We start from the raw sequence: 19,584 nt of genomic DNA, 5'->3' as shown, positions 1-19,584 counted from the left end.
AGATTCTGCTCTAGCCATCGACCTGAAGGCTCGCGTCAGCGACCTTTCACTGGCCGATCGCCAGATGGTGGCGATCGCCCGTGCTTTGGCGCACCAGCCGAAAGTGCTGATTCTCGACGAGCCGACCTCTTCGCTCTCCAGCGCCGAAGCCGATCGGCTGTTCGCACTGGTCGACCGGCTGCGTGAGCAAAGCGTGGCGATCCTCTACATCTCGCATCGCATGTCGGACATCAGGCGGCTTGCCGATCGCATCGTCTCAATGCGCGACGGCGTCATCTCGGGCGTTTTCGACTCCAAACCGCTCGACTATGAAGGCGCGGTCAACGCCATGCTTGGCCGCAAGATCCACCTCGACCAGATCGTCGTCAGGGATTCGGCCAAGGCGGTCCTGACGATCGAGGGCGTGCGTATCGCACAGGGCGCCCGGCCGATTTCCTTGACGCTCGGTGACGGCGAGGTAGTTGCCATCACCGGTCTCGTCGGCGTTGGCAAGACGGCGCTCGCCGAGACGCTGTTTGGCGTGCGCAGGCCGCTGGCCGGCACCATGACGATGAACGGCAAGCCCTATGCGCCGCGATCGGCCGGCGATGCAATCGCTGCCGGTGTTTTCCTCGTCGCCAAGGATCGCGCCACCAGCGGTATCGTCGGCGGCTTCAACATCGAGCGCAATGTCAGCCTGCCGTTCCTCAAGCGCATGTCGAATTTGAGCGTTCTCAGGCGTCGCCTCGAACGCGCCACCGCACGCCGGCAGATCGAGGAACTCGGCATCGTCTGCCGCTCCGAGAAGGACGAGATGTCGGCGCTTTCCGGCGGCAACCAGCAGAAGGTGATGGTCGCTCGCTGGATGGCGCAGGACGCAAGACTGTTCATCCTCGACGAACCGTTTCAAGGCGTCGACATATCGGCCCGGCGCGATATCGCCGCCAAGTTGCGGGCAAGCGCCAAGGGCCGCGCGACGCTTTTGTTCGTTACCGAAATCGACGAGGCGCTGGAGACAGCCGACCGCATCCTGGTGTTGTCGGAACAGACCATCGTCGGCGAGCACCGCAATGCCGATGTCGATCTCGATCGCCTGCTGGCCGAGGTCGCCGGCGGACCGTTGCACAGCGCCGCGTGAGCGTGGCGGTGAACAGGAATTGGAATGGAGAGACCATGGGTTCGAGTTGGGTAACAACGGCAGCGGCGCGCGGGAGCGCTGAATGACGCTGCGCGACCACGCCATCCGCTACGGCTTCATCGTCCTCTTGTTCGGGCTCGTCGCCTATTTCGCGATCGCCGCCGACGGTTTCGTCTCGCCGCAAAGTGCCGTCTTCATCTTCCAGTCGGTCGCCATCACCGGCGTGCTGGCGCTGGGCGTCACCGCCACGCTGGTTGTCGGCGGCTTCGACCTCTCGATCGGCTCGGTCGCCACCTCCGCGATGATGGCCGCGGCCTATGTCATGGTGGTGCTCGGGCAGAACGCGGTCGTCGCGGTCGTCGTCTGCCTGCTGATCGGCGCCATTGTCGGCCTGATCAATGGCTGGCTGATCGTCTACATGCGCGTGCCCGATCTCCTGGCGACGCTCGGCACGATGTTCCTGCTTGTCGGCCTGCAGCGCATCCCGACCGAGGGCCGCTCGATCGCCACCGGCATGACCATGCCGGACGGCTCGGTCGCCAACGGAAAATTCTCCGACGCCTTCCTGGCTCTCGGTCGCCACCGCTTCGATTTCTTCATTCCGAACCTCATTCCAGTGTCGGTCGTCGTGCTGCTCGTGTTGGCCGTGCTGATCTGGTTCTTCCTCGAATACACCCGCTTCGGCCGCATGATGTACGCCGTCGGCAGCAACGAGCGGGCGGCGGAACTCGCTGGGGCGCCTGTCAAGGCATACAAGATCTGGGCCTACATTATTTCAGGTGTTTTTGCCTCGATCGGCGGCATTTTGCTCGCCGCCCGGCTTGGACGCGGCGACATCGCCTCGGGTAATAATCTGTTGCTCGACGCTGTCGCCGCGGCGCTCATTGGCTACGCGGTGCTCGGCGCCGCAAAGCCGAACGCCTTCGGCACCGCCGTCGGCGCGCTGTTCGTCGGCATCTTGCTGCAAGGCCTGACCATGATGAACGCGCCCTACTACACGCAGGATTTCGTCAAGGGCGTGGTTCTGGTCGTCGCCCTTGTCTTCACCTTCGCCCTTTCCGGCAGGAGCAAGAGCTAGAATTGCTGCCGATCTGATTTTTGAGTTCAACAGGAGTGGAGGAAACAAGATGAACATTACAAGAAGAGTTCTGGGGAAGGTCGCGCTCGGGCTGGCCGGCGCAACGATGCTGATGCAGTTCCCAGCGCTGGCCGCGGACAAGCCGGCGCCATTCGACAAACCTGGCGTCAAGATCGCGCTGGTGCGCTATCTCTCGACCGGCGACTTCTTCCAGGCCTATCTCTCGGGCGTCGAGGCGCAGTCGAAGGCGCTCGGCATCGATCTGCGCGTCCTCGACAGCCGCCAGGACGCCGCCCTTCAGTCGGACATGGTTGATCAGGCCATCGCGCTCGGCGTGCAGGGCATCATCATCCAGCACGGCCTGACGGAATCGATGAAGGATGCCGCCCAGCGTGCCGTCGATGCCGGAATCAAGGTCGTCGCTTTCGACGTCAATGTCGAAAACCCCAAGATCCCGCAGATCGAACAATCGGACAAAGACCTTGCGCGGCTCGCGCTCGAGCAGGCGGTGAAGGACAATGGCGAAAGCTGGAACGCAGGCTATGTCTACGTCGCCGGCATCGCGCCGCTCGACCGCCGCAATGAGACCTGGGTCGATGTGAAGAAGAAATACGCGGGCATCAAGGAAGTGGCGCAATTCGGCACGCTCGACAATCCGATCGCCAACTCCGTCGCCAACCAGGCGCGTTCGGTGCTGTCGGCTCACCCCGACATCAAGGTGATGTTCGCCCCCTATGACGAGTTCGCCAAGGGCGTGAAGATCGCTGTCGACGAAGCCGGCCTGAACAAGGGCATCAAGATCTATTCGGCCGACATCTCGACGTCCGATATCGCCGCGATGCGCGAGCCCGACAGTGCCTGGGCCGCGACCGCGGCAACCAACCCGGCTGTCGTCGGCCAGGTCTCGGTGCGCGCGCTGGCGCAGCTGCTGGCCGGAGAAGATCCCGGCCACAACGTCGTCGTGCCGCCGACGCTGATCACCCAGAAAGAGCTGATCGACAAGGACATCAAGAACATGGAGGACCTCTCGGCCAAGCTGCCGCAGTTCGCCCATGCCGATGTCGCCATGCCGGCCTGGATGCCGAACCCGAACGCGAAATAGGGGCGCGAGCTGTTCAAAACGAAAAGGCCCCGCCAATCGTGCGGGGCCTTTTTGCGAGATGGTGTAATGTCAGGTCTGCCGATATCAGGGTCTAACTGGCAGCCGTCTGATCTGGAAGCCGGTCTTGTTCTGCTCGAAACCGGCGCCTCTGTAAAAGGCAAGCGTGGCCGGCTCGGTTGAGCCGGTCAGCAGCATGGCCTTGTAGCAGTCCTGCTCCCAGGCAATCGAAACCGCGCGTTCAAGTAGCGCGCGGCCGAAGCCGCGTTTCCGATGGGAAGCAGCCGTCACCACATTCTCGATCAGCGCATAGGGCATCCCGCCTCGAGTGAGGTTGGGAATGACGACAAGCGTGCAGGACGACGCGAGTTCGCCGTCATCCCAGCCTCCCAGCACGACACTGCCCGGATAGGCCGCAAACCGTTCAAGAATGGCTTCTGCTTCTTCCGGCGACACGATCGCGTCGTCGGGATTGAGATGCCGGTAGAGCGCGGCGAGCGCCGGCAGATCGGGCGCCTGAACTGCCCTGATTTCAAGGCCGCCGGGCGCCTTCCCGTCGGGAGCTCCCGCGTTCATCACGACTACCGCAGCGCCGCCGCGATATTGCCGCCGTCGACCGTCGTCACATCGGCGGTGGTCCGGTCGGCCAGCGCCTGGTGCAGGAACGCCTGCGCCACGTCTTGCGCCGTCACTTCCTGGCCGAGCAGATTGCCGGACATGTAGTCCTTCTCAGACACGCCGCGCGCGCCGGACCGGCTGGCGATCATGGCGTCGGTCAAGAGCCCCGAGCGGATGCGGTCGGCGTTGACGGCGTTCGAACGGATGCCGTGGGCGCCGTAATCGAGCGCGTATTGCCTGGACAGAAACAGCGTCGCCGCCTTCGGCACGCCATAGGCACCGAATTTCGGACCTGGATTGACCGCCTGCTTGGAAGTGTTGAACAAAAGCACGCCGCCGGTGCCTTGTTCGAGCATGATGCGCACGGCATTCTGCGCCACGGACTGGTGGGCGAAGAAGTTGAGCTCGAAGCTTTTGCGCAAAAGCGCATCGTCGAGTTCGCCGATCCGGCCTTCCCAGGCAGCGCCAGCGTTAGAGACGAGAATGTCGACACCGCCGAACACGGCAACCGCCTTGTCGAACGCGGCGCGCACCTGTGCAGGGTCGGTGATATCGGCACCGACGCCGATGGAGTTGTTGCCGGCCTTCTTGGCGGCATCAGCGGCCTTTTCGGCGTCGAGATCGACGACGACGGCATGGGCGCCATTGTCGGCGAACAGTTTTGCTGTCGCGGCACCGATCGCGCCGGCACCGCCAGTGATCAGCACCACCTGGCCGGTCAGCGGCTTCGGCTTGTTCGATGCAAGCTTGGCCTGCTCCAGCGACCAGTATTCAAGCGGGAACAGGTCGGCCTTGGAGAGCGGATGGAAACGGCCGACCGCTTCGGCGCCGCGCACCGCTTCGATCCACATCTCGCCAACGTCGGAGGCGATCCTGGCATCCTTCAGCGTGCGGCCATGGCCGAACATGCCGAGACCCGGCACCAGTGTCAGGCGAGGCATCTGGTCGAGCATGGTGCGCTTGACATCGTCGAGGGCGTCATTGGTCTCGAAATAAGCGCGATATTCCCCGGCGAAGGTGTCGATGTGCGCCTTGATCACGGCCTTGTAGTCGTCGAGCTTGTCCGCATCGGGCGCCGGCACCGCCATCGGCCCGGTCTTGATGCGGATCGACAGATCGGGCGTCGACACGCCGCGCGCGGCATAGTCGGCGATGTCAGCCGAGTTGATGAAGTCGACGATCGCGTCCGAGGTGCGGAAGTCGCTGATCATGCGATCGAAGCGGCCTTCGCCGCGCGCCACCGCGACAGCGCCGCGCAGCATTGGCGCGATAGATGCTGGTGTCGCGAGTTTTGCCGGCAACGCCGCCTTTGCCGCCTTCGACTTGCCGCTCCGCGCAATGAACTCTTCGGCGACGTTCACATAGTGGATCATCAGGTCGTAAGCCTGTTTGGCATCATCGCCGAAGGTGAAGATGCCATGCTTGTCGAGGATCAGGCCCTCGACCGAGGGGTCGGCGTCAAAAATGTCGGCGGCTGCCTTTGCCAGATCGAAGCCGGGCATGATGTAGGGCACGTAGCCCATCTTGCTGCCAAAAACCGTCTTCACCAGCGCCTTGCTGTCTTCCTGGTCGACGATGGCGAGAATGGCGGTCGAATGGGTGTGGTCGACGAATTTGTGCGGCAGGAAGGCATGCAGCGTCTCCACTGACGGATTGGGCGACGACGGGTCGATCAGGTTCACCCGCTGCAAGGCGACCATGTCCTCATCGGCGAGCTTGTTCAGCGCCCGGGCTTTCAGGAGGGCGCCAAGCTTGACCGCCGGCAGGCCCTGCGGCTCGATGACGCCCATGTCCCAGCCGCTGCCCTTGACGCAAAGCACGTCCCACTGGTCGCCGACAAGATCGGTCGCCGTGGTCTTACAGGACGTGTTGCCGCCGCCATGCAGGACCAGCCGAGGCTCGCCGCCCAAAAGCCGCGTCGTGTAGACGCGCAAAGCCAGGTCGCGGCTGATGCCTTTCTTCGCATAATCGGCAACCATCTTATCCGCGTCGCCGTCATTCCACAGGTTCTTCATGTTCGCTCGTCCGATTTTCCGATTGTGATGGTGAAACAGCATTGCCGCGACGCCTTGATGACAGGGCGCTGACGGCGGAAATTGTATCTATCCGGGTGTCTTTTCCGCCACGCCGCCGGCATGGTCCAGCAATCGTTGCGCCATGCGGCCGCCGATCACCAGATGCGTGCAGAGGCCGCCGGCGATCGCTGCCAGTAGCGGCTCGAACTTGTTGTCTTCCTGCACCACCATCAGCCGCTTGGCGATGGCGCGCAGCGAGGCAAGCTCGGCGGATATGACCCGGCGATTGTAGCTGCAGTCGAGCACATCGCCTTTGGCATCGATGATCTGCCCGGCAATGACGCCGGCTGCTCCGATCTCGCGCAGTGCCGTCATCTCTTCAGCCGTCAGAGCGCCGCATTTGACGACATGGCTATCGGCGTCGATAGTGCCGACGGAATACAGCGCCAGGTCGCATTCACGCACTCCCGCGAGTTGCTCGCGGATCACCGGTTCGGCACGCAGTGCGCGCGCGAGGTCTTCCGTCGACAGCACCAGCGGCGCGTAGAAATTCAGGCCTTTGGCGTTGAGCCGGCGCGCGATTTCCATGGTGCACTGGTCGGGACGGTACGAGTAGGGGGCGCCCAGATTGCCGCAAAGCTGCACCACCGTGACATCCTGCAGGTCCGCATAGGACATGATATCGGCGATCGTGTAGACGGTGCGTCCCCAGGCGACGCCGATGCGGTCGCCCTTCTTGACCAGTTCGAGGAAGACGCTCGCCGCCAGCACGGCGATTTCCGTCGAAGGGTCGGCATTTTCCGGGGCGATCCAGACAGCATCGAGCCCAAGCGCGTCTTCCAGCTTGCGTGCCAGGACATCGTCCGTGAAGAGCTGGGTCGAGGTCGAGATGTTGACGATGCCGGTCTCACGCGCCTTGCGCAGATACATGGCGACCGAGGCGCGGGAAATGTTAAGCTGGCTCGCAACCTGGTCCTGCCGCAGGCCATGCGCATAGTAGAGCCACGCGGCCTTGTGGATGAGTTGTTCCGCCGGTCGGATTGCCATGTCATCTCCTCGGCTGACATTATTCACGGCGCTCGACAAAAGTCAAACCGAGCGGAGGTATACGATACCGTCTCGCCGGCTGAATCTGGATGATCATTGTACCAAATGCGCTCTACCGCGGCATCGTTGGTGGTGACGTGGCCCGAGCGTGCGGTTAGAAGTCTTCCATAAGAATGGGGAGGACGGGATGGGCAATCCTTACGAACAGGATCTCGACAAGAACGCGGCCAACCATCAGCCGCTGACGCCGCTTACTTATCTGGAGCGCGCGGCAAGGACCTATCCTGATCATATCGCCATCATCCACGGCGGCCAGCGCATCGACTATCGCACGTTCTGGCAGCGCTCGCTGAAGCTCGCCTCGGCGCTGCACAAGCGCGGCATCGGCAAGGGCGATACGGTCACCGTCATGCTGTCCAACACGCCGCCGATGCTGGAGGCGCATTTCGGCGTCCCGATGACCAAGGCGGTGCTGCATTCGCTCAACACAAGGCTCGATGCTGCGGTCATCGCCTTTCAGCTCGATCATGCCGAAACCAAGGTGCTGATCGTCGATCGCGAGTTCGCGGGTGTCGTCAGGCAGGCGCTGGCGCTTGCCAAGGTCAAGCCAGTGGTCATCGACTATGACGATCTCGAATACGCCGCCGACGCGCCCTATCCGAAGGGCGAGCGGATCGGCACGCTCGACTACGAGGAATTTGTCGCGGGCGGCGATGCGGGCTTCGCCTGGTCGATGCCCGACGATGAGTGGGATGCGATTTCGCTCAACTACACATCCGGCACGACAGGCAACCCGAAGGGCGTCGTCTATCATCATCGCGGCGCGGCGCTGATGGCCTACACCAACACCATTCATGCCGGCATGGCCAAGCACGCCGTCTATCTGTGGACGCTGCCGATGTTCCACTGCAATGGCTGGTGTTTTCCGTGGACGCTCGCCGTCCAGGCCGGCACGCATGTCTGCCTGCGCTGGGTGCGGCCGAAGCCGATCTACGACGCCATCGCAGATCACGGCGTCACCCATCTGTGCGGCGCGCCGGTTGTCATGTCGGTGCTCATCAATGCCAAGGACGAAGACAAGCGCGCGTTTCCGCAGACCGTTACCTTCAACACCGCCGCGGCGCCGCCGCCGGAAGCCGTGCTGTCGGGCATGGCCGATGCCGGTTTTGCCGTCACCCATCTCTACGGCCTCACCGAGACCTATGGTCCGGCGGTCGTCAACGAATGGCATGGGGCTTGGGACGATCTGGAAAAAGGCGAGCGCAGCGCCAAGAAGGCACGGCAGGGCGTGCGATACGCGGCACTCGAAGGCCTGACCGTCATGGACCCCGAGACGATGGGGACGACGCCGGCCGATGGCGAAACCATCGGTGAGGTCATGTTCCGCGGCAACATCGTCATGAAGGGCTATCTGAAGAACCGCAAGGCTAGCGACGAAGCCTTTGCCGGCGGCTGGTTCCATTCCGGCGATCTCGGCGTCATGCATCCCGATGGTTACATCCAGCTCAAGGACCGTTCCAAGGACATCATCATCTCCGGCGGCGAGAATATCTCGTCGATCGAGGTCGAGGACGCGCTCTACAAGCACCCGTCCGTCTCCTCTTGCGGCGTTGTCGCCAGGCCCGACGACAAATGGGGGGAGGTGCCCATTGCCTATGTCGAGCTGAAGCCCGGCAAGGCGGCGAGCGAGGCCGAGATCATCGAGCATTGCCGGGCGCTGCTTGCCCGCTTCAAGGTGCCGAAGGCGGTGATCTTCGCCGAAATCCCCAAGACCTCGACCGGCAAGATCCAGAAGTTCCGGCTGCGGGAAATGGCCAAGGTCGCCTGAAGGTCTGCGACAGCCTCCTTCGAAAAATATTTCAAGCGGCCCGCATCCTCGGGCCGCTTTGTGACGTCTATCGGATGTCACCAGTTGTCACCAATTGTACGCGTACATCGATTTAGCGTTGACACGTTGCCGATTTCGATTTACGAGTGACGAAAATTGAAATTCGTCAGTCATCAAACGAAAGCACCATGTCCGAAGCCGCCAACATAGTCGTCGACGCTGCCAGGCAGGAAAATGTGACGCGCATCCTCGACTGCGCCGAGCGCCTGTTCCGGCACTATGGCTACGGCAAGACCAATGTCGCCGACATTGCGCGCGAACTCGGCATGTCGCCGGCCAATATCTATCGCTTCTTCGCCTCCAAGGTGGAAATCCACCAGGCCGTCTGCGGCCGGATGCTCGGCGCGAGCTACAAGATGGCCTACGAAATCACCCATCTGCCGATCAGCGCGGAGGAGCGGCTGCGTCGCTACGTGCAGGCGCAGTACAAGATGACGATGGAAGTCATGCTCGACGACCAGAAGGTCCATGAGATGGTCATCGTGGCTCTCGAGCGTGATTGGGCGGTCATCGACAAGCATATCGACAGCATCCACGATCTCTTCGCGGAGGTGATCCGCGACGGCATCGAGGCTGGTGAATTCAGGGAACAGGATCCGGTGATTGCGTCGCGCTGTTTCGGCGCCGCGACCGTCATCCTGTGCCATCCGCAGATGGTGGCGCAGTGTCTCGCCAAGACCAATCGGGCGATGCCCGATGATCTGATCGATTATGCGATCAAGGCCTTGAAATAGCCGCCGCCCGCCGGGCGACGGTGTCGACAGTTCATCTCCATTTCGGGAGTACGCGCGTGTCTTCGTTCAATTCGATCATCAGCAGGTTGCCGGCAGTTGGTCCGTTGCTGCTTGTCGCCGGTATCCTGGGGCTCGCCGGCTGCTCGCAGGAAAAAGCCGAGGTCAAGGACATCATCCGCCCGGTCAAGGTCGTCGAGATCGCCCAGGCCCACGACACCCGCACGCTCTCCTATTCCGGCTCGGTGCGGGCCCGCACCGAAAGTGCCCTTGCTTTCCGGGTCAGCGGCAAGATCACTGAGCGTCTGGTCGACATCGGTCAGCATGTGGCGCCCGGCGACGTGCTTGCCTGCGTCGATCCCGCCGACTACGACCTGTCGGTCAAGAGTGCTCAGGCCGCGCTTGATGCCGCCGAACGGCAGGTCGAGACTGTTGAACTTGCCCGCAAGCGCGCTGAGCAGCTCTTTGCCAAGAACTTCGCACCGAAGTCGCAGCTCGAACAGGCGACGCTGACCTACGACCAGGCGGTCGCCACCCGCGACTCCGCTCGATCGTCGCTTGACCAGGCCAAGAACCAGGTCGGCTACACCGATCTCAAGGCCGACAGGGACGGGATCGTTACCGCGGTCAACGCCGATGTCGGTCAGGTGGTCGGCTCTGGCACGCCGGTCGTGACCGTCGCGGTGGATGGCGAAAAGGAAGTGCTGATTGCTGTTCCGGAAATGGAGATCGCCGAGTTCAAGCCGGGCAAGGTCGTCAAGGCCGCGTTCTGGTCCGACAGTGCACTGGCGCTCGACGGCAAGGTCCGTGAAGTCGCTGGGAGTGCCGACCAGCAGTCGCGCACCTTTGGCGTGCGCGTCAGCCTGCCCAACGATGCGCGAGTCCTGCTCGGCATGACCGCCAACATCGAAGCCTCGGCCGCCAATGAAAGGCAGCTTGTTTCGATCCCGCTGAGCGCGCTGGCGCAGAAAGACAGCCAGCCGATCGTCTGGACCGTCGATCGCGGCGCCGACACCGTACATGCCCGCCCGGTCAAGGTGGCGGAGTTCGCCGCCGACGGCGTGCGCGTCGCCGAAGGACTGAAACCCGGCGATGTCGTTGTAGCCGCCGGTACGCAATTCATGACGGAGAATCTGAAAGTGAAACTTGCCGGCGACACGGTGCTGCAATCCGCCTCCGCGGCGGACGATAGCGGCAACACCAGGCAGTTACGCTGAGGACAGGCAACCGGCTGCGCGTTCCCGCAGCCGCTGGTTTCCGGGCGGCAGGCGCTCGAACCGAGGCGCTCGATTGATGTGACCCCCCGCGCATCAATTCTCGCGTCCCACCGCGGTGAGTGTTTCTCCGCTCGAGAGCCTTGCCGCCCGGAAGCCACCACGAACCTGGATTTCGCTTCGCGCCGGCATCGGCGCGCCGACAATCAAACGAAGTGGACGAGCACCGATGACCAATTCCACTGACGAGAAGCAGCCATTCAACCTGTCACGCTGGGCGATCGGCCATCCCTCCATTGCGCGGTTCCTGTTTGGCCTCATCATCATTGCCGGCGCCATCGGCCTGATGCGAATGGGACAGAAGGAAGATCCCGACTTCACCTTCCGGGTCATGGTCGTCCAGGCGATCTGGCCGGGTTCCTCGATCCAGGAGATGGAGGACCAGGTCGTCAACAAGATCGAGCGCAAGCTGCAGGAGACGCCGCATCTCGACTTCGTGCGCTCCTTCACCCGCGCCGGCAGCGCCATCATCACGGTTCAGATCAAGGGCGACACCAACGCTGCCGAAGTGACGGACGCATTCTACCAGGTGCGCAAGAAGGTCAGCGATATTGCCGGCGACCTGCCGCAAGGCCTGCTCGGGCCCTATTTCAACGACGAGTTCGGTGACACCTTCATCACCCTGCATTCGATCAGTGGTGACGGCTTCAGCTATCCGGAGCTGAAGAAGTTCGCCATCCAGGCCCGCGACATGCTGCTGACGACGCCCGGCGTCGAGAAGGCCGTCATCATCGGCGACCAGCCGGAAAAGCTCTACATCGACGTCTCGTCGAAAGTGCTCGCCGAACGCGGCCTGACGCTGACCGACCTGCAGAGCGCGATCAAGGGTCAGAACAATGTCGACCCGGCGGGTTCCGTCGATACCGGCACCAACTCGGTGCGGATCTCGGTCGAAGGCGATGTCAGCAAGGTTGAGGATATCAGGAACCTGCGCCTGCGCGCCGGCGGCCAGGTCACGCGGCTCGGCGACATCGCCACGGTAACGTCGGGGCTGGAAGATCCCTATCAGCGCAAATACCGTTTCAACGGCCATGAGAGCGTGCAGATCGGCGTCGTCATGGCCAAGGGCTTCAAGGTCACCGATGTCGGCAGGGATGTCGAGGCGACCTACAAGCACTTCGAGGAAGCGCTGCCCTATGGCGTCGCCGTCGACCAGATTTCCGACCAGCCGGGCGTCGTCACCGATGCGGTGGCCGAATTCATGCATGCGCTCGGCGAGGCGCTGCTGATCGTGCTCGTGGTGTCGTTCCTGTCGATCGGCTGGCGCTCAGGCCTGGTGATCGCGATTGCCATTCCGCTGGTTCTGGCAGCCACTTTCGCCATCATGTACGAGCTTGGGATCGACCTGCAGCGCATCTCACTCGGAGCGCTGATCATCGCGCTCGGCTTGCTCGTCGACGACGCCATGATTGTCGTCGAGATGATGGAGCGAAAACTCGAGGAAGGGCTGGTCAAGATCGACGCGGCGAGCTTCGCCTATACATCGACAGCCTTCCCGATGCTGACCGGCACGCTGATCACCATCGCAGGCTTTATCCCTGTCGGTTTCGCCGCCTCCACGGCGGGCGAATATGTGCGCACGCTGTTCTATGTCGTCGGTATCGCGCTGGTCGTGTCCTGGTTCGTCGCCGTCTATTTCACACCATGGCTCGGCAACATGATCCTGAAACAGCGCAAGCATGCCGGCAGCCACCACGATGTCTTCGACACGCGCTTCTACCGGCGGCTTCGCTCGACGGTCGGCTGGGCCGTGCGCCATCGCATCATCGTTCTGGTGATGACGCTGGTGACCTTTGGCACCAGCCTGTGGGCCTTCCAGTTCATCCCGCAGAATTTCTTCCCGCAGTCGTCACGCCCGGAAATCCTGGTTGATCTCTGGCTGCCCGAGGGCACCAGCATCAAGGAAGTCGAGGTGCAGGCCAAGGCGCTTGAAGCCAAGATGATGGATGACAAGGACAAGCGCTTCATCGCCACCTATATCGGCGAGGGCGCGCCGCGCTTCTTCCTGCCGCTCGACCAGCAGCTCAGCAATCCAAACTTTGCCCAGCTTCTGGTCATGGCCAATGACGAGCCGGCGCGCGAGCGGCTGATCGTCAAGCTGCGCACTGTCCTGGCGCAGGATTTCCCCTCGATCCGCGCCAAGGTCGATCGCCTGTTCCTCGGCCCGCCGACCGGCTGGCCCGTGCAGATGCGCGTCATGGGCCCGGATCGCCAGGAGGTGCGTCGCATTGCCGACGAGGTGAAGGCGAAATTTCGGGCTAACCCGCAGCTTGGCGCTGTTCATGACGACTGGCTGGAGCCGGTGCCGGCGATGAAGCTGGTGATCGACCAGGATCGCGCCCGGGCGCTCGGCGTCACCTCGCAGCGCATCCGGCAGATGTTGCAGGCGAGCATGTCCGGCGCACCGCTCGATAATTTCCGCGACGGCGAGGAGACGGTGTCCATCGTCGCCCGTGAGCCGGAGGCAAGCCGCCGCCTGCTGTCCTCGGTCGACTCCGTCTACATCCCGACCGATTTCGGCGGCTTCGTGCCACTGTCGCAGGTGGCCAAGGTCGTGCCGGTGCTGGAGCAGGGCATCGAGTGGCGGCGCAATCGCCTGCCGACCATCAGCGTCCGCGCGACGCTGCCGGATGGCGTGCAGTCGAATGACGTCGTCACCAAGATGTACAACGACATGAAGGGTCTGCGTGACGGCCTGGCGCCCGGTTACAGTATCGCGATCCAGGGCGGTGCGGAGGATTCCGCCGAAAGCCAGGCATCAATCGCCGCCAAGGCGCCAATCATGCTGGCCATCATCGTTGTGCTCCTGATGATCCAGCTGCAGAATTTCGGCAAGGCGATGCTGGTGCTGGCGACGGGTCCGCTCGGCATCATTGGTGCCGCCGCTGCCCTGCTGATCAGCGGTGCGCCTTTCGGCTTCGTCGCGATCCTCGGTGTCATCGCTCTGCTCGGCATCATCATGCGCAACTCGATCATCCTGGTCGACCAGATTGACCAGGATATCGCGGCGGGCATGGATCGTTCCGAAGCGATCATCGGTTCGGCGGTTCGCCGTTTCAGGCCGATCACGCTGACGGCGCTGACGGCGGTGCTGGCACTGATCCCGATCTCTCGCGCTGTCTTCTGGGGTCCGCTTGCCTACGCCATGATGGGCGGCATTCTCGTCGCCACGGTGCTGACCATCCTGGTCCTGCCTGCAGGCTACGCCCTGTTCTTTGGCCGGGAGCCGAAGAAGGCCAAGGCCCTGGAGAAAGACGGAATGGAAACGGCCGAAAAGGATACGATACCTCAACTGGCGCTGGCGGCCGAGTAGAGCGTATCAGCGGATATTGCGGGCAGGCTGGTGGATGATCCGTCAGCCTGCGATCCTGCGCCGCGTTTTCTCGACAACCCGGCAAACAGAAAAATCATCCACGAATTGCACCGGACATGAGCATCCATTCCTTTCGCTCGACCGTAATGTCTATAAAAATTATGGACATTGGAACCGGGCCGTTGGCCTGAAACAGCGCGAGGCTTTCATCATGACCAATCCGGCCGTCGTCGGCTTCTCCGGCAATTTCACCCGGCCGTCCAAGACCCGTGGTTTCGTCGACCATATCGTGACGGAGATCGCCGGACGCTACGGCCTCGCCGCCAGTACCCACGACGTCGTCGATCTCGGCCCCAGCCTTGGCAACGCCAAATGGGCTGGCGATCTGGACGGACAGGCTCGCGGCATCCTCGAGCGGATCATCGCCGCCGATGTGCTGGTGGTAGGTTCGCCGACCTACAAGGGCAGCTATACCGGCCTGTTCAAGCATTTCTTCGATCTCGTCGATCCGGCGGCACTTAGGGGCAAGCCGGTTCTGCTGGCCGCGACCGGTGGCGGCGAGCGCCATGCGCTGATCGTCGAACATCAGCTGCGGCCGCTGTTCGGCTTCTTCGAAGCCTTCGCGCTGCCGACGGCCGTTTATGCTTCGGACAAGGATTTCGTCGATGGTGTGCTGGCCTCCGAGGCGATCCGGGGCCGCGTCGGCCTTGCGGTGGACGATGTCGGCTCGGCGCTTTTCGGCCGGCAGCGAGCCAGGGTCGCCGCCGAATAGGAGCTGATCACTCTCTTTTGATATCTGCTGATATCCGCACTGCGGCGGCTCCGGTCTGGAGGCGCCCCGTGGTGCCGCTGCTCGTATTATCCGCCAAAAAGCGAGAAGCGGGATTGCGTCGCAAATGCTCTTGTTATACGAACGTTCAACAAGAGCATTTTGCGGGTACCTGCCGTGGTACGAACCGAATTTCCCTTTGTCGTGGAAACCGTCGATCCGCTCTGGATCACGCTGGCCGACGGCACTCGCATCGCCGCCACGCTGTGGCGTCCGCGAACCGAGGGCAGGGTGCCCGTGGTCGTCGAGATGGTGCCTTATCGTCGCCGTGACGGCACGGTTGCGCGCGACATCGATATCCACCCCTGGCTCGCCGGGCATGGCATTGCCTGCGCCCGCATAGACATTCGCGGCAGCGGCGATTCCGACGGCGACCTGGCCGATGAATACTTGCCGCTAGAGCAAGAAGACGCCTGCGAGATCATCGCCCATCTCGCGGCACTTCCCTGGTGCAACGGCAATGTCGGCATGACCGGCATCTCCTGGGGCGGTTTCAACGCGCTGCAGGTCGCCGCGCGTCGGCCGCCGGCCTTGAAGGCCATCATCGCCAACTGCGCGACCGACGACCGCTACGCCGACGACATCCACTATATGGGCGGCGCGCTGCTGACCGAGCAGGAGATGTGGTCCAACTTCATGCTGGTGAAGAAGGCGATGGCGCCTGACCCGCTGATCGTCGGCGACGCTTGGCGCGACATGTGGATGAGCCGCCTTGCGGCGACGAGTTCGCTTTCGCAAGTGTGGCTCGCGCATCAGCGCCGCGACGACTACTGGCGCCAGGGTTCGGTCTGCGAAGACCACTCCGCGATCGAATGCGCGGTCATGGCGGTCTGCGGCTGGGAAGACAGCTATTCGAATTTCGTGCCGCGCCTGCTCGAACATCTGCCGGGGCCAAAACTCGGCATTGTCGGTCCATGGTCGCATGCCTATCCCTGCCGTGGCGCGCCGGGACCACTGATCGGCTATCTGCAGGAAGCGCTGCGCTGGTGGCGTCACTGGCTCGGTGGCGAAGAGACCGGCATCATGGACGAGCCGCTCTACCGCGTCTGGATCACTGGCGAAGAGCGGCCGCAACCTTTCTATCTCCCCGATCATGCCGGCTACTGGGCCGAGGATGCTTGGCCATCGCCGCGCATCGAGCGTCGCGTGCTGCATCTGAATGCTGCCGGGCTGAGCGGTGAGGCGGTGCCGGGCGCCACGCTTTCGGTACAGTCGCCGGCCACCGCCGGGCGCGACTGCGGCCGCTGGGGTGGCTATGGCGGCTCCTGTCCGGATATGCCGATAGACCAGCGCCGAGAGGACGGCATGGCGCTGTGCTTCGACACCTTGCCACTGGACGACGACCTGACCTTGCTCGGCGCGCCGGAACTCGATCTCCTCGTTACGGTCGACCAGCCGCACGTCAACCTTGCCGCCCGGCTCTGCGATGTCTATCCCGACGGCACATCGGCGCTGATGACGTATGGCGTGCTCAATCTCAGCCACCGCGACAGCCACGAGCATCCGACACCTTGTCCTGTCGGAACGCCGTTCCGGGCAAGGCTGAAACTCAACGATTTCGGCCGCACCGTGCCCAAGGGCCATCGCATCCGGCTGGCGCTGGCCAACCAGCATTGGCCGATCCTGTGGCCACAGCCGAAACTGTCGACGCTGTCCGTGGCGACTGGCGACAGCACCGTGCTGCTTCCAGTTCGCCCCTCGTCGCCGCGCGACCGTGATGTGCGCTTCGAACCGGCCGAAACCGCGCCGCCGGTGCCGACAACGACGCTGGACGACGGTTTTGACCGCCGCATCGTCACGGAAGACGTCGGCAGCGGCATCCAGACCATCGCGCTGAGTTCCGACCATGGACGCAGGCGCTACGACGATCGCGCCATCACCGTGTCCTCGGCCAACAGCGACACGATGAGCATCCAGCCCGACGATCCGCTGTCGGCAAAGCTCGTCACCGAATACCGCTGGGCCATTGCCAGCGGCGATGCCGACACCGAGGCGATGGCGGTCACCGAGCTGACGGCCGATGAAACGCATTTCAACCTGAGTTGGCGTCTCGAGGCCCGAGAACGAGGCAAGCTTGTCCACAGCGCCTCGGCAACCCGGCGCATCAGGCGCGATTTCGCCTGAGAGGACCTGAGAACGATGCTCACCTACGCAATCAAGCGCATCGGTCTCGGCCTCCTGATCCTCGTGCTCGTCATGGTCGCCATGTATGCGGCCGTCTTTCTGGTGCCGGGCGACCCGGCAAGCGTCGCGCTTGGTCCGCGTGCCACGCCGGAACTCAAGAGGCTGCTGATCGAGCGCATGGGCCTCGACCAGCCGGTCTGGTGGCAGATCGTCGAATTCTTCCGCAATGCGCTGACCGGCAATCTTGGCTACGATGTCTGGTCGAACCGGCCGGTCTCAACGCTGGTCATGGAGGCGCTGCCGAACACGCTGGTCCTCGGCCTGACCGCGCTCACTGTTGCCCTTCTCATCGGCGTTCCGCTCGGCTGCCTTTCGGTCATGCGGCGTGGCACCTTGGCCGATGCCGTCATCGGCGTGCTCTCCGTCGGCGTCATCGCCGTGCCCTCCTTCGTTGTCGCCATCTATTCGCTGCTGCTCTTTGCGGTGACGCTGCGCTGGCTGCCGGCCATAGGCGCGGGCGAGGCCGGCGACATTGTCAGCCAGGCCAAGGCGCTGGTGATGCCGGCGGCGGCCATCGCGCTTGGCTGGATCGGCTACATCGCCCGCATGGTGCGCGCCTCGATGATGGAGGTGATGGGCGAGCCGCACATCCGCACCGCGCGCTCCTTCGGCCTGCCGGAGTGGAAGATCGTCTCCAAATACGCACTGCGCATCGCCATCATCCCGACCATCTCGCTGGTCGCCGTGGGCCTCGGCAGCATCCTCTCCAGCGCCGTCTTCGTCGAGGCGGTGTTTGCCCGGCCCGGCATCGGCAAGCTGATCACCGACGCCGTCAATACCCGCAACTATCCTGTCGTCATGGGCACGGTGCTCATCATGACCGCCATCTACGTCTCCATCACCATAACCGCCGATCTCCTGATCGCGCGGCTCGATCCGAGGGTTCGTGATGTCTTCCGTGGCTGAGGTATCGCTCCCCGTTTTGCACCGGCAACGGTTTCCGCTGCTGCGCGCGCTGCTCGCCGATCCGTTCACCTGCGTGGCCCTGATCCTCGTCACCAGCTTCATCATGACAGCCGTCTTCGCGCCGTGGCTGGCCCCCTATTCGCCGGTCAAGATAGACGTGCTGCACAAGCTGCAGCCGCCATCCACCGAGCACTGGTTCGGCACCGACCATCTCGGGCGTGACCTGCTGTCCCGCATCTGGACTTGCCCCGAAAAAGTGGAGAGTTTCCTTCTGATGAAAGGCGACCTCGATGACGAAACAGAGACAGTTTACGGATGCGTTCAAGGCGGAGGCGGTTGGCCTTGTGCGAACGAGCGGTCGGACGAAGCGGCAGATCGCGGAGGATCTTGGTGTTGGTTTCTCGACGCTGACGCGATGGATGGGTCGGCAGCTGGATCGTGAGATGGGCGATCCTGGGCGTCCGCCTGATGCTGATGTCGCCGCTGAATTGAAACGGCTGCGGCGGGAGAATGAAATCCTTCGGCAGGAGCGGGATATCTTGAAACGGGCGACGGCTTTTTTCGTCAAGGAGGGAAGTCGGTGAGGTTCGCGCTCATCGACCAGGCGAAGAAGGATTTCCCTGTGGACCGTTTTTGTGCGCGACGCTGGGTGTCAGCCCGAGCGGCTACTTTGCCTGGGGGCGCCGGCCGGCGTGCCGCCGGCAGCGCGACGACATGATAATGCTGGCGCATGTGCGATCGTCGTTCGCGCTGTCGAACGGAACCTATGGTAGCCCGCGCATGACGCGGGAACTGCAAGACAATGGCTTTGCCATTGGCCGGCGACGAACGGCGCGTCTGATGCGGGAGAATGGCCTCCAGGCAAGACAGAAGCGGCGGTTCAAGCGCACGACGGACAGCGAACACGCCTTTCCGGTTGCCCCCAATGTCATCGACCAGGATTTTGCCGCCACTGGTCCCAACCAGAAATGGGGTGCCGACATCTCCTACATCTGGACGCGGGAGGGCTGGGTTGTACCTTGCTGTCGTCATCGATCTGTTTGCCCGCAAGGTCGTTGGCTGGGCTGCTGGCAACCGGCTACACCGCAGCCTGGCTCTGGCAGCGCTCAACAAGGCGTTCGTCATGCGGCAGCCGGAACCCGGCCTCATTCACCACTCCGACCGCGGCAGCCAATATTGTTCTATCGACTACCAAGCCGAATTGCGTGCCGCCGGCGTCATCATCTCAATGTCAGGCAAGGGCAATTGCTTTGATAACGCCATGGTCGAAACATTCTTCAAGACGCTGAAAACTGAACTGATCTGGCGCACCTCTTTCCTTACCCGCGCCGATGCCCAAGCCGCCATTGCCCGATATATCGACGGCTTCTACAATCCCATCCGGCGGCATTCCGCGCTCGACTACATCAGCCCGATGCAGTTCGAGCGAAACGCCGCCGAATGAGCAACCCGCTCTCCACTTTACCGAAGCAAGTCCAATCATCT

General features: G+C 62.9%; 13 protein-coding genes and 2 pseudogenes. 12 read left to right on the top strand and 3 right to left on the bottom strand.

Annotated elements, in window-relative coordinates; translation table 11 throughout:
- Positions 1–10 precede the first annotated feature (10 nt).
- The 3 genes and pseudogenes from LGH82_RS11890 to LGH82_RS11880 form a co-directional block, all read left to right on the top strand.
- Positions 11–1,117 (top strand): annotated as a pseudogene (locus LGH82_RS11890) (ATP-binding cassette domain-containing protein); the annotation flags it as partial.
- Positions 1,118–1,199: 82 nt separating this feature from the next.
- Positions 1,200–2,195: an ABC transporter permease gene (locus LGH82_RS11885; protein ID WP_227348668.1), complete on the top strand. Its 996-nt coding sequence runs from the start codon at positions 1,200–1,202 to the stop codon at positions 2,193–2,195.
- Positions 2,196–2,244: 49 nt separating this feature from the next.
- Positions 2,245–3,297, top strand: a complete 1,053-nt coding sequence (locus LGH82_RS11880; protein ID WP_227348667.1) for a substrate-binding domain-containing protein — start codon at positions 2,245–2,247, stop codon at positions 3,295–3,297.
- Positions 3,298–3,381: 84 nt separating this feature from the next.
- On the opposite strand, the gene LGH82_RS11875 is transcribed toward LGH82_RS11880, so the two are convergent.
- The 3 genes from LGH82_RS11875 to LGH82_RS11865 form a co-directional block, all read right to left on the bottom strand.
- Positions 3,382–3,870 (bottom strand): GNAT family N-acetyltransferase, encoded by a 489-nt coding sequence (locus LGH82_RS11875; protein ID WP_227348666.1) that lies wholly within the window; start codon positions 3,868–3,870, stop codon positions 3,382–3,384.
- A gap of 5 nt (positions 3,871–3,875) precedes the next feature.
- Positions 3,876–5,927, bottom strand: a complete 2,052-nt coding sequence (locus LGH82_RS11870; protein ID WP_227348665.1) for a bifunctional aldolase/short-chain dehydrogenase — start codon at positions 5,925–5,927, stop codon at positions 3,876–3,878.
- 87 nt (positions 5,928–6,014) lie between these two features.
- Positions 6,015–6,974 carry a sugar-binding transcriptional regulator gene (locus LGH82_RS11865; RefSeq protein WP_227348664.1) on the bottom strand — a complete coding sequence of 320 codons (960 nt, stop codon included), beginning with the start codon at positions 6,972–6,974 and terminating at the stop codon, positions 6,015–6,017.
- Positions 6,975–7,161: 187 nt separating this feature from the next.
- Between LGH82_RS11865 and LGH82_RS11860 the strand changes: the two genes are divergently transcribed.
- The 9 genes and pseudogenes from LGH82_RS11860 (at position 7,162) to LGH82_RS11820 (ending at position 19,543) form a co-directional block, all read left to right on the top strand.
- Positions 7,162–8,802, top strand: a complete 1,641-nt coding sequence (locus LGH82_RS11860; RefSeq protein WP_227348663.1) for an acyl-CoA synthetase — start codon at positions 7,162–7,164, stop codon at positions 8,800–8,802.
- A gap of 188 nt (positions 8,803–8,990) precedes the next feature.
- The gene (locus LGH82_RS11855; protein WP_227348662.1) at positions 8,991–9,596 is read left to right on the top strand and encodes a TetR family transcriptional regulator; all 606 of its coding nucleotides are present in this window, start codon (positions 8,991–8,993) and stop codon (positions 9,594–9,596) included.
- A 56-nt stretch (positions 9,597–9,652) separates the two neighbouring features.
- Positions 9,653–10,810 carry an efflux RND transporter periplasmic adaptor subunit gene (locus LGH82_RS11850; RefSeq protein WP_227348661.1) on the top strand — a complete coding sequence of 386 codons (1,158 nt, stop codon included), beginning with the start codon at positions 9,653–9,655 and terminating at the stop codon, positions 10,808–10,810.
- A 226-nt stretch (positions 10,811–11,036) separates the two neighbouring features.
- Positions 11,037–14,180 (top strand): efflux RND transporter permease subunit, encoded by a 3,144-nt coding sequence (locus tag LGH82_RS11845; RefSeq protein WP_227348660.1) that lies wholly within the window; start codon positions 11,037–11,039, stop codon positions 14,178–14,180.
- 211 nt (positions 14,181–14,391) lie between these two features.
- Positions 14,392–14,952 carry an FMN reductase gene (gene msuE / locus LGH82_RS11840; protein ID WP_227348659.1) on the top strand — a complete coding sequence of 187 codons (561 nt, stop codon included), beginning with the start codon at positions 14,392–14,394 and terminating at the stop codon, positions 14,950–14,952.
- 174 nt (positions 14,953–15,126) lie between these two features.
- Positions 15,127–17,133, top strand: a complete 2,007-nt coding sequence (locus tag LGH82_RS11835; protein ID WP_227348658.1) for a CocE/NonD family hydrolase — start codon at positions 15,127–15,129, stop codon at positions 17,131–17,133.
- 15 nt (positions 17,134–17,148) lie between these two features.
- Positions 17,149–18,099, top strand: coding sequence for an ABC transporter permease (locus LGH82_RS11830; protein ID WP_227348657.1), 951 nt, complete (start codon positions 17,149–17,151; stop codon positions 18,097–18,099).
- A complete protein-coding gene (locus LGH82_RS11825; RefSeq protein WP_227348656.1) occupies positions 18,092–18,541 on the top strand; it encodes a hypothetical protein in 450 nt (149 codons plus the stop codon). Before LGH82_RS11830 ends, LGH82_RS11825 begins: the two co-directional genes overlap by 8 nt.
- Positions 18,444–19,543 (top strand): annotated as a pseudogene (locus LGH82_RS11820) (IS3 family transposase). Before LGH82_RS11825 ends, LGH82_RS11820 begins: the two are co-directional and overlap by 98 nt.
- Positions 19,544–19,584: the final 41 nt, after the last annotated feature.

It is taken from the genome of Mesorhizobium sp. PAMC28654 (genome assembly GCF_020616515.1).
Taxonomy (GTDB): Bacteria; Pseudomonadota; Alphaproteobacteria; order Rhizobiales; family Rhizobiaceae; genus Mesorhizobium.
The sequence above is the reverse complement of the archived record's forward strand: the minus strand, read 5'-3'. Positions and strand labels throughout refer to the sequence as shown.

Excerpts from the sequence above, each read along its gene's own strand:
- LGH82_RS11885 (WP_227348668.1), top strand. The coding sequence starts at position 1,200 with ATGACGCTGCGCGACCACGCCATCCGCTACGGCTTCATCGTCCTCTTG.
- LGH82_RS11880 (WP_227348667.1), top strand. The coding sequence starts at position 2,245 with ATGAACATTACAAGAAGAGTTCTGGGGAAGGTCGCGCTCGGGCTGGCC.
- LGH82_RS11875 (WP_227348666.1), bottom strand. The coding sequence starts at position 3,870 with ATGAACGCGGGAGCTCCCGACGGGAAGGCGCCCGGCGGCCTTGAAATC.
- LGH82_RS11870 (WP_227348665.1), bottom strand. The coding sequence starts at position 5,927 with ATGAAGAACCTGTGGAATGACGGCGACGCGGATAAGATGGTTGCCGAT.
- LGH82_RS11865 (WP_227348664.1), bottom strand. The coding sequence starts at position 6,974 with ATGGCAATCCGACCGGCGGAACAACTCATCCACAAGGCCGCGTGGCTC.
- LGH82_RS11860 (WP_227348663.1), top strand. The coding sequence starts at position 7,162 with ATGGGCAATCCTTACGAACAGGATCTCGACAAGAACGCGGCCAACCAT.
- LGH82_RS11855 (WP_227348662.1), top strand. The coding sequence starts at position 8,991 with ATGTCCGAAGCCGCCAACATAGTCGTCGACGCTGCCAGGCAGGAAAAT.
- LGH82_RS11845 (WP_227348660.1), top strand. The coding sequence starts at position 11,037 with ATGACCAATTCCACTGACGAGAAGCAGCCATTCAACCTGTCACGCTGG.
- msuE (WP_227348659.1), top strand. The coding sequence starts at position 14,392 with ATGACCAATCCGGCCGTCGTCGGCTTCTCCGGCAATTTCACCCGGCCG.
- LGH82_RS11830 (WP_227348657.1), top strand. The coding sequence starts at position 17,149 with ATGCTCACCTACGCAATCAAGCGCATCGGTCTCGGCCTCCTGATCCTC.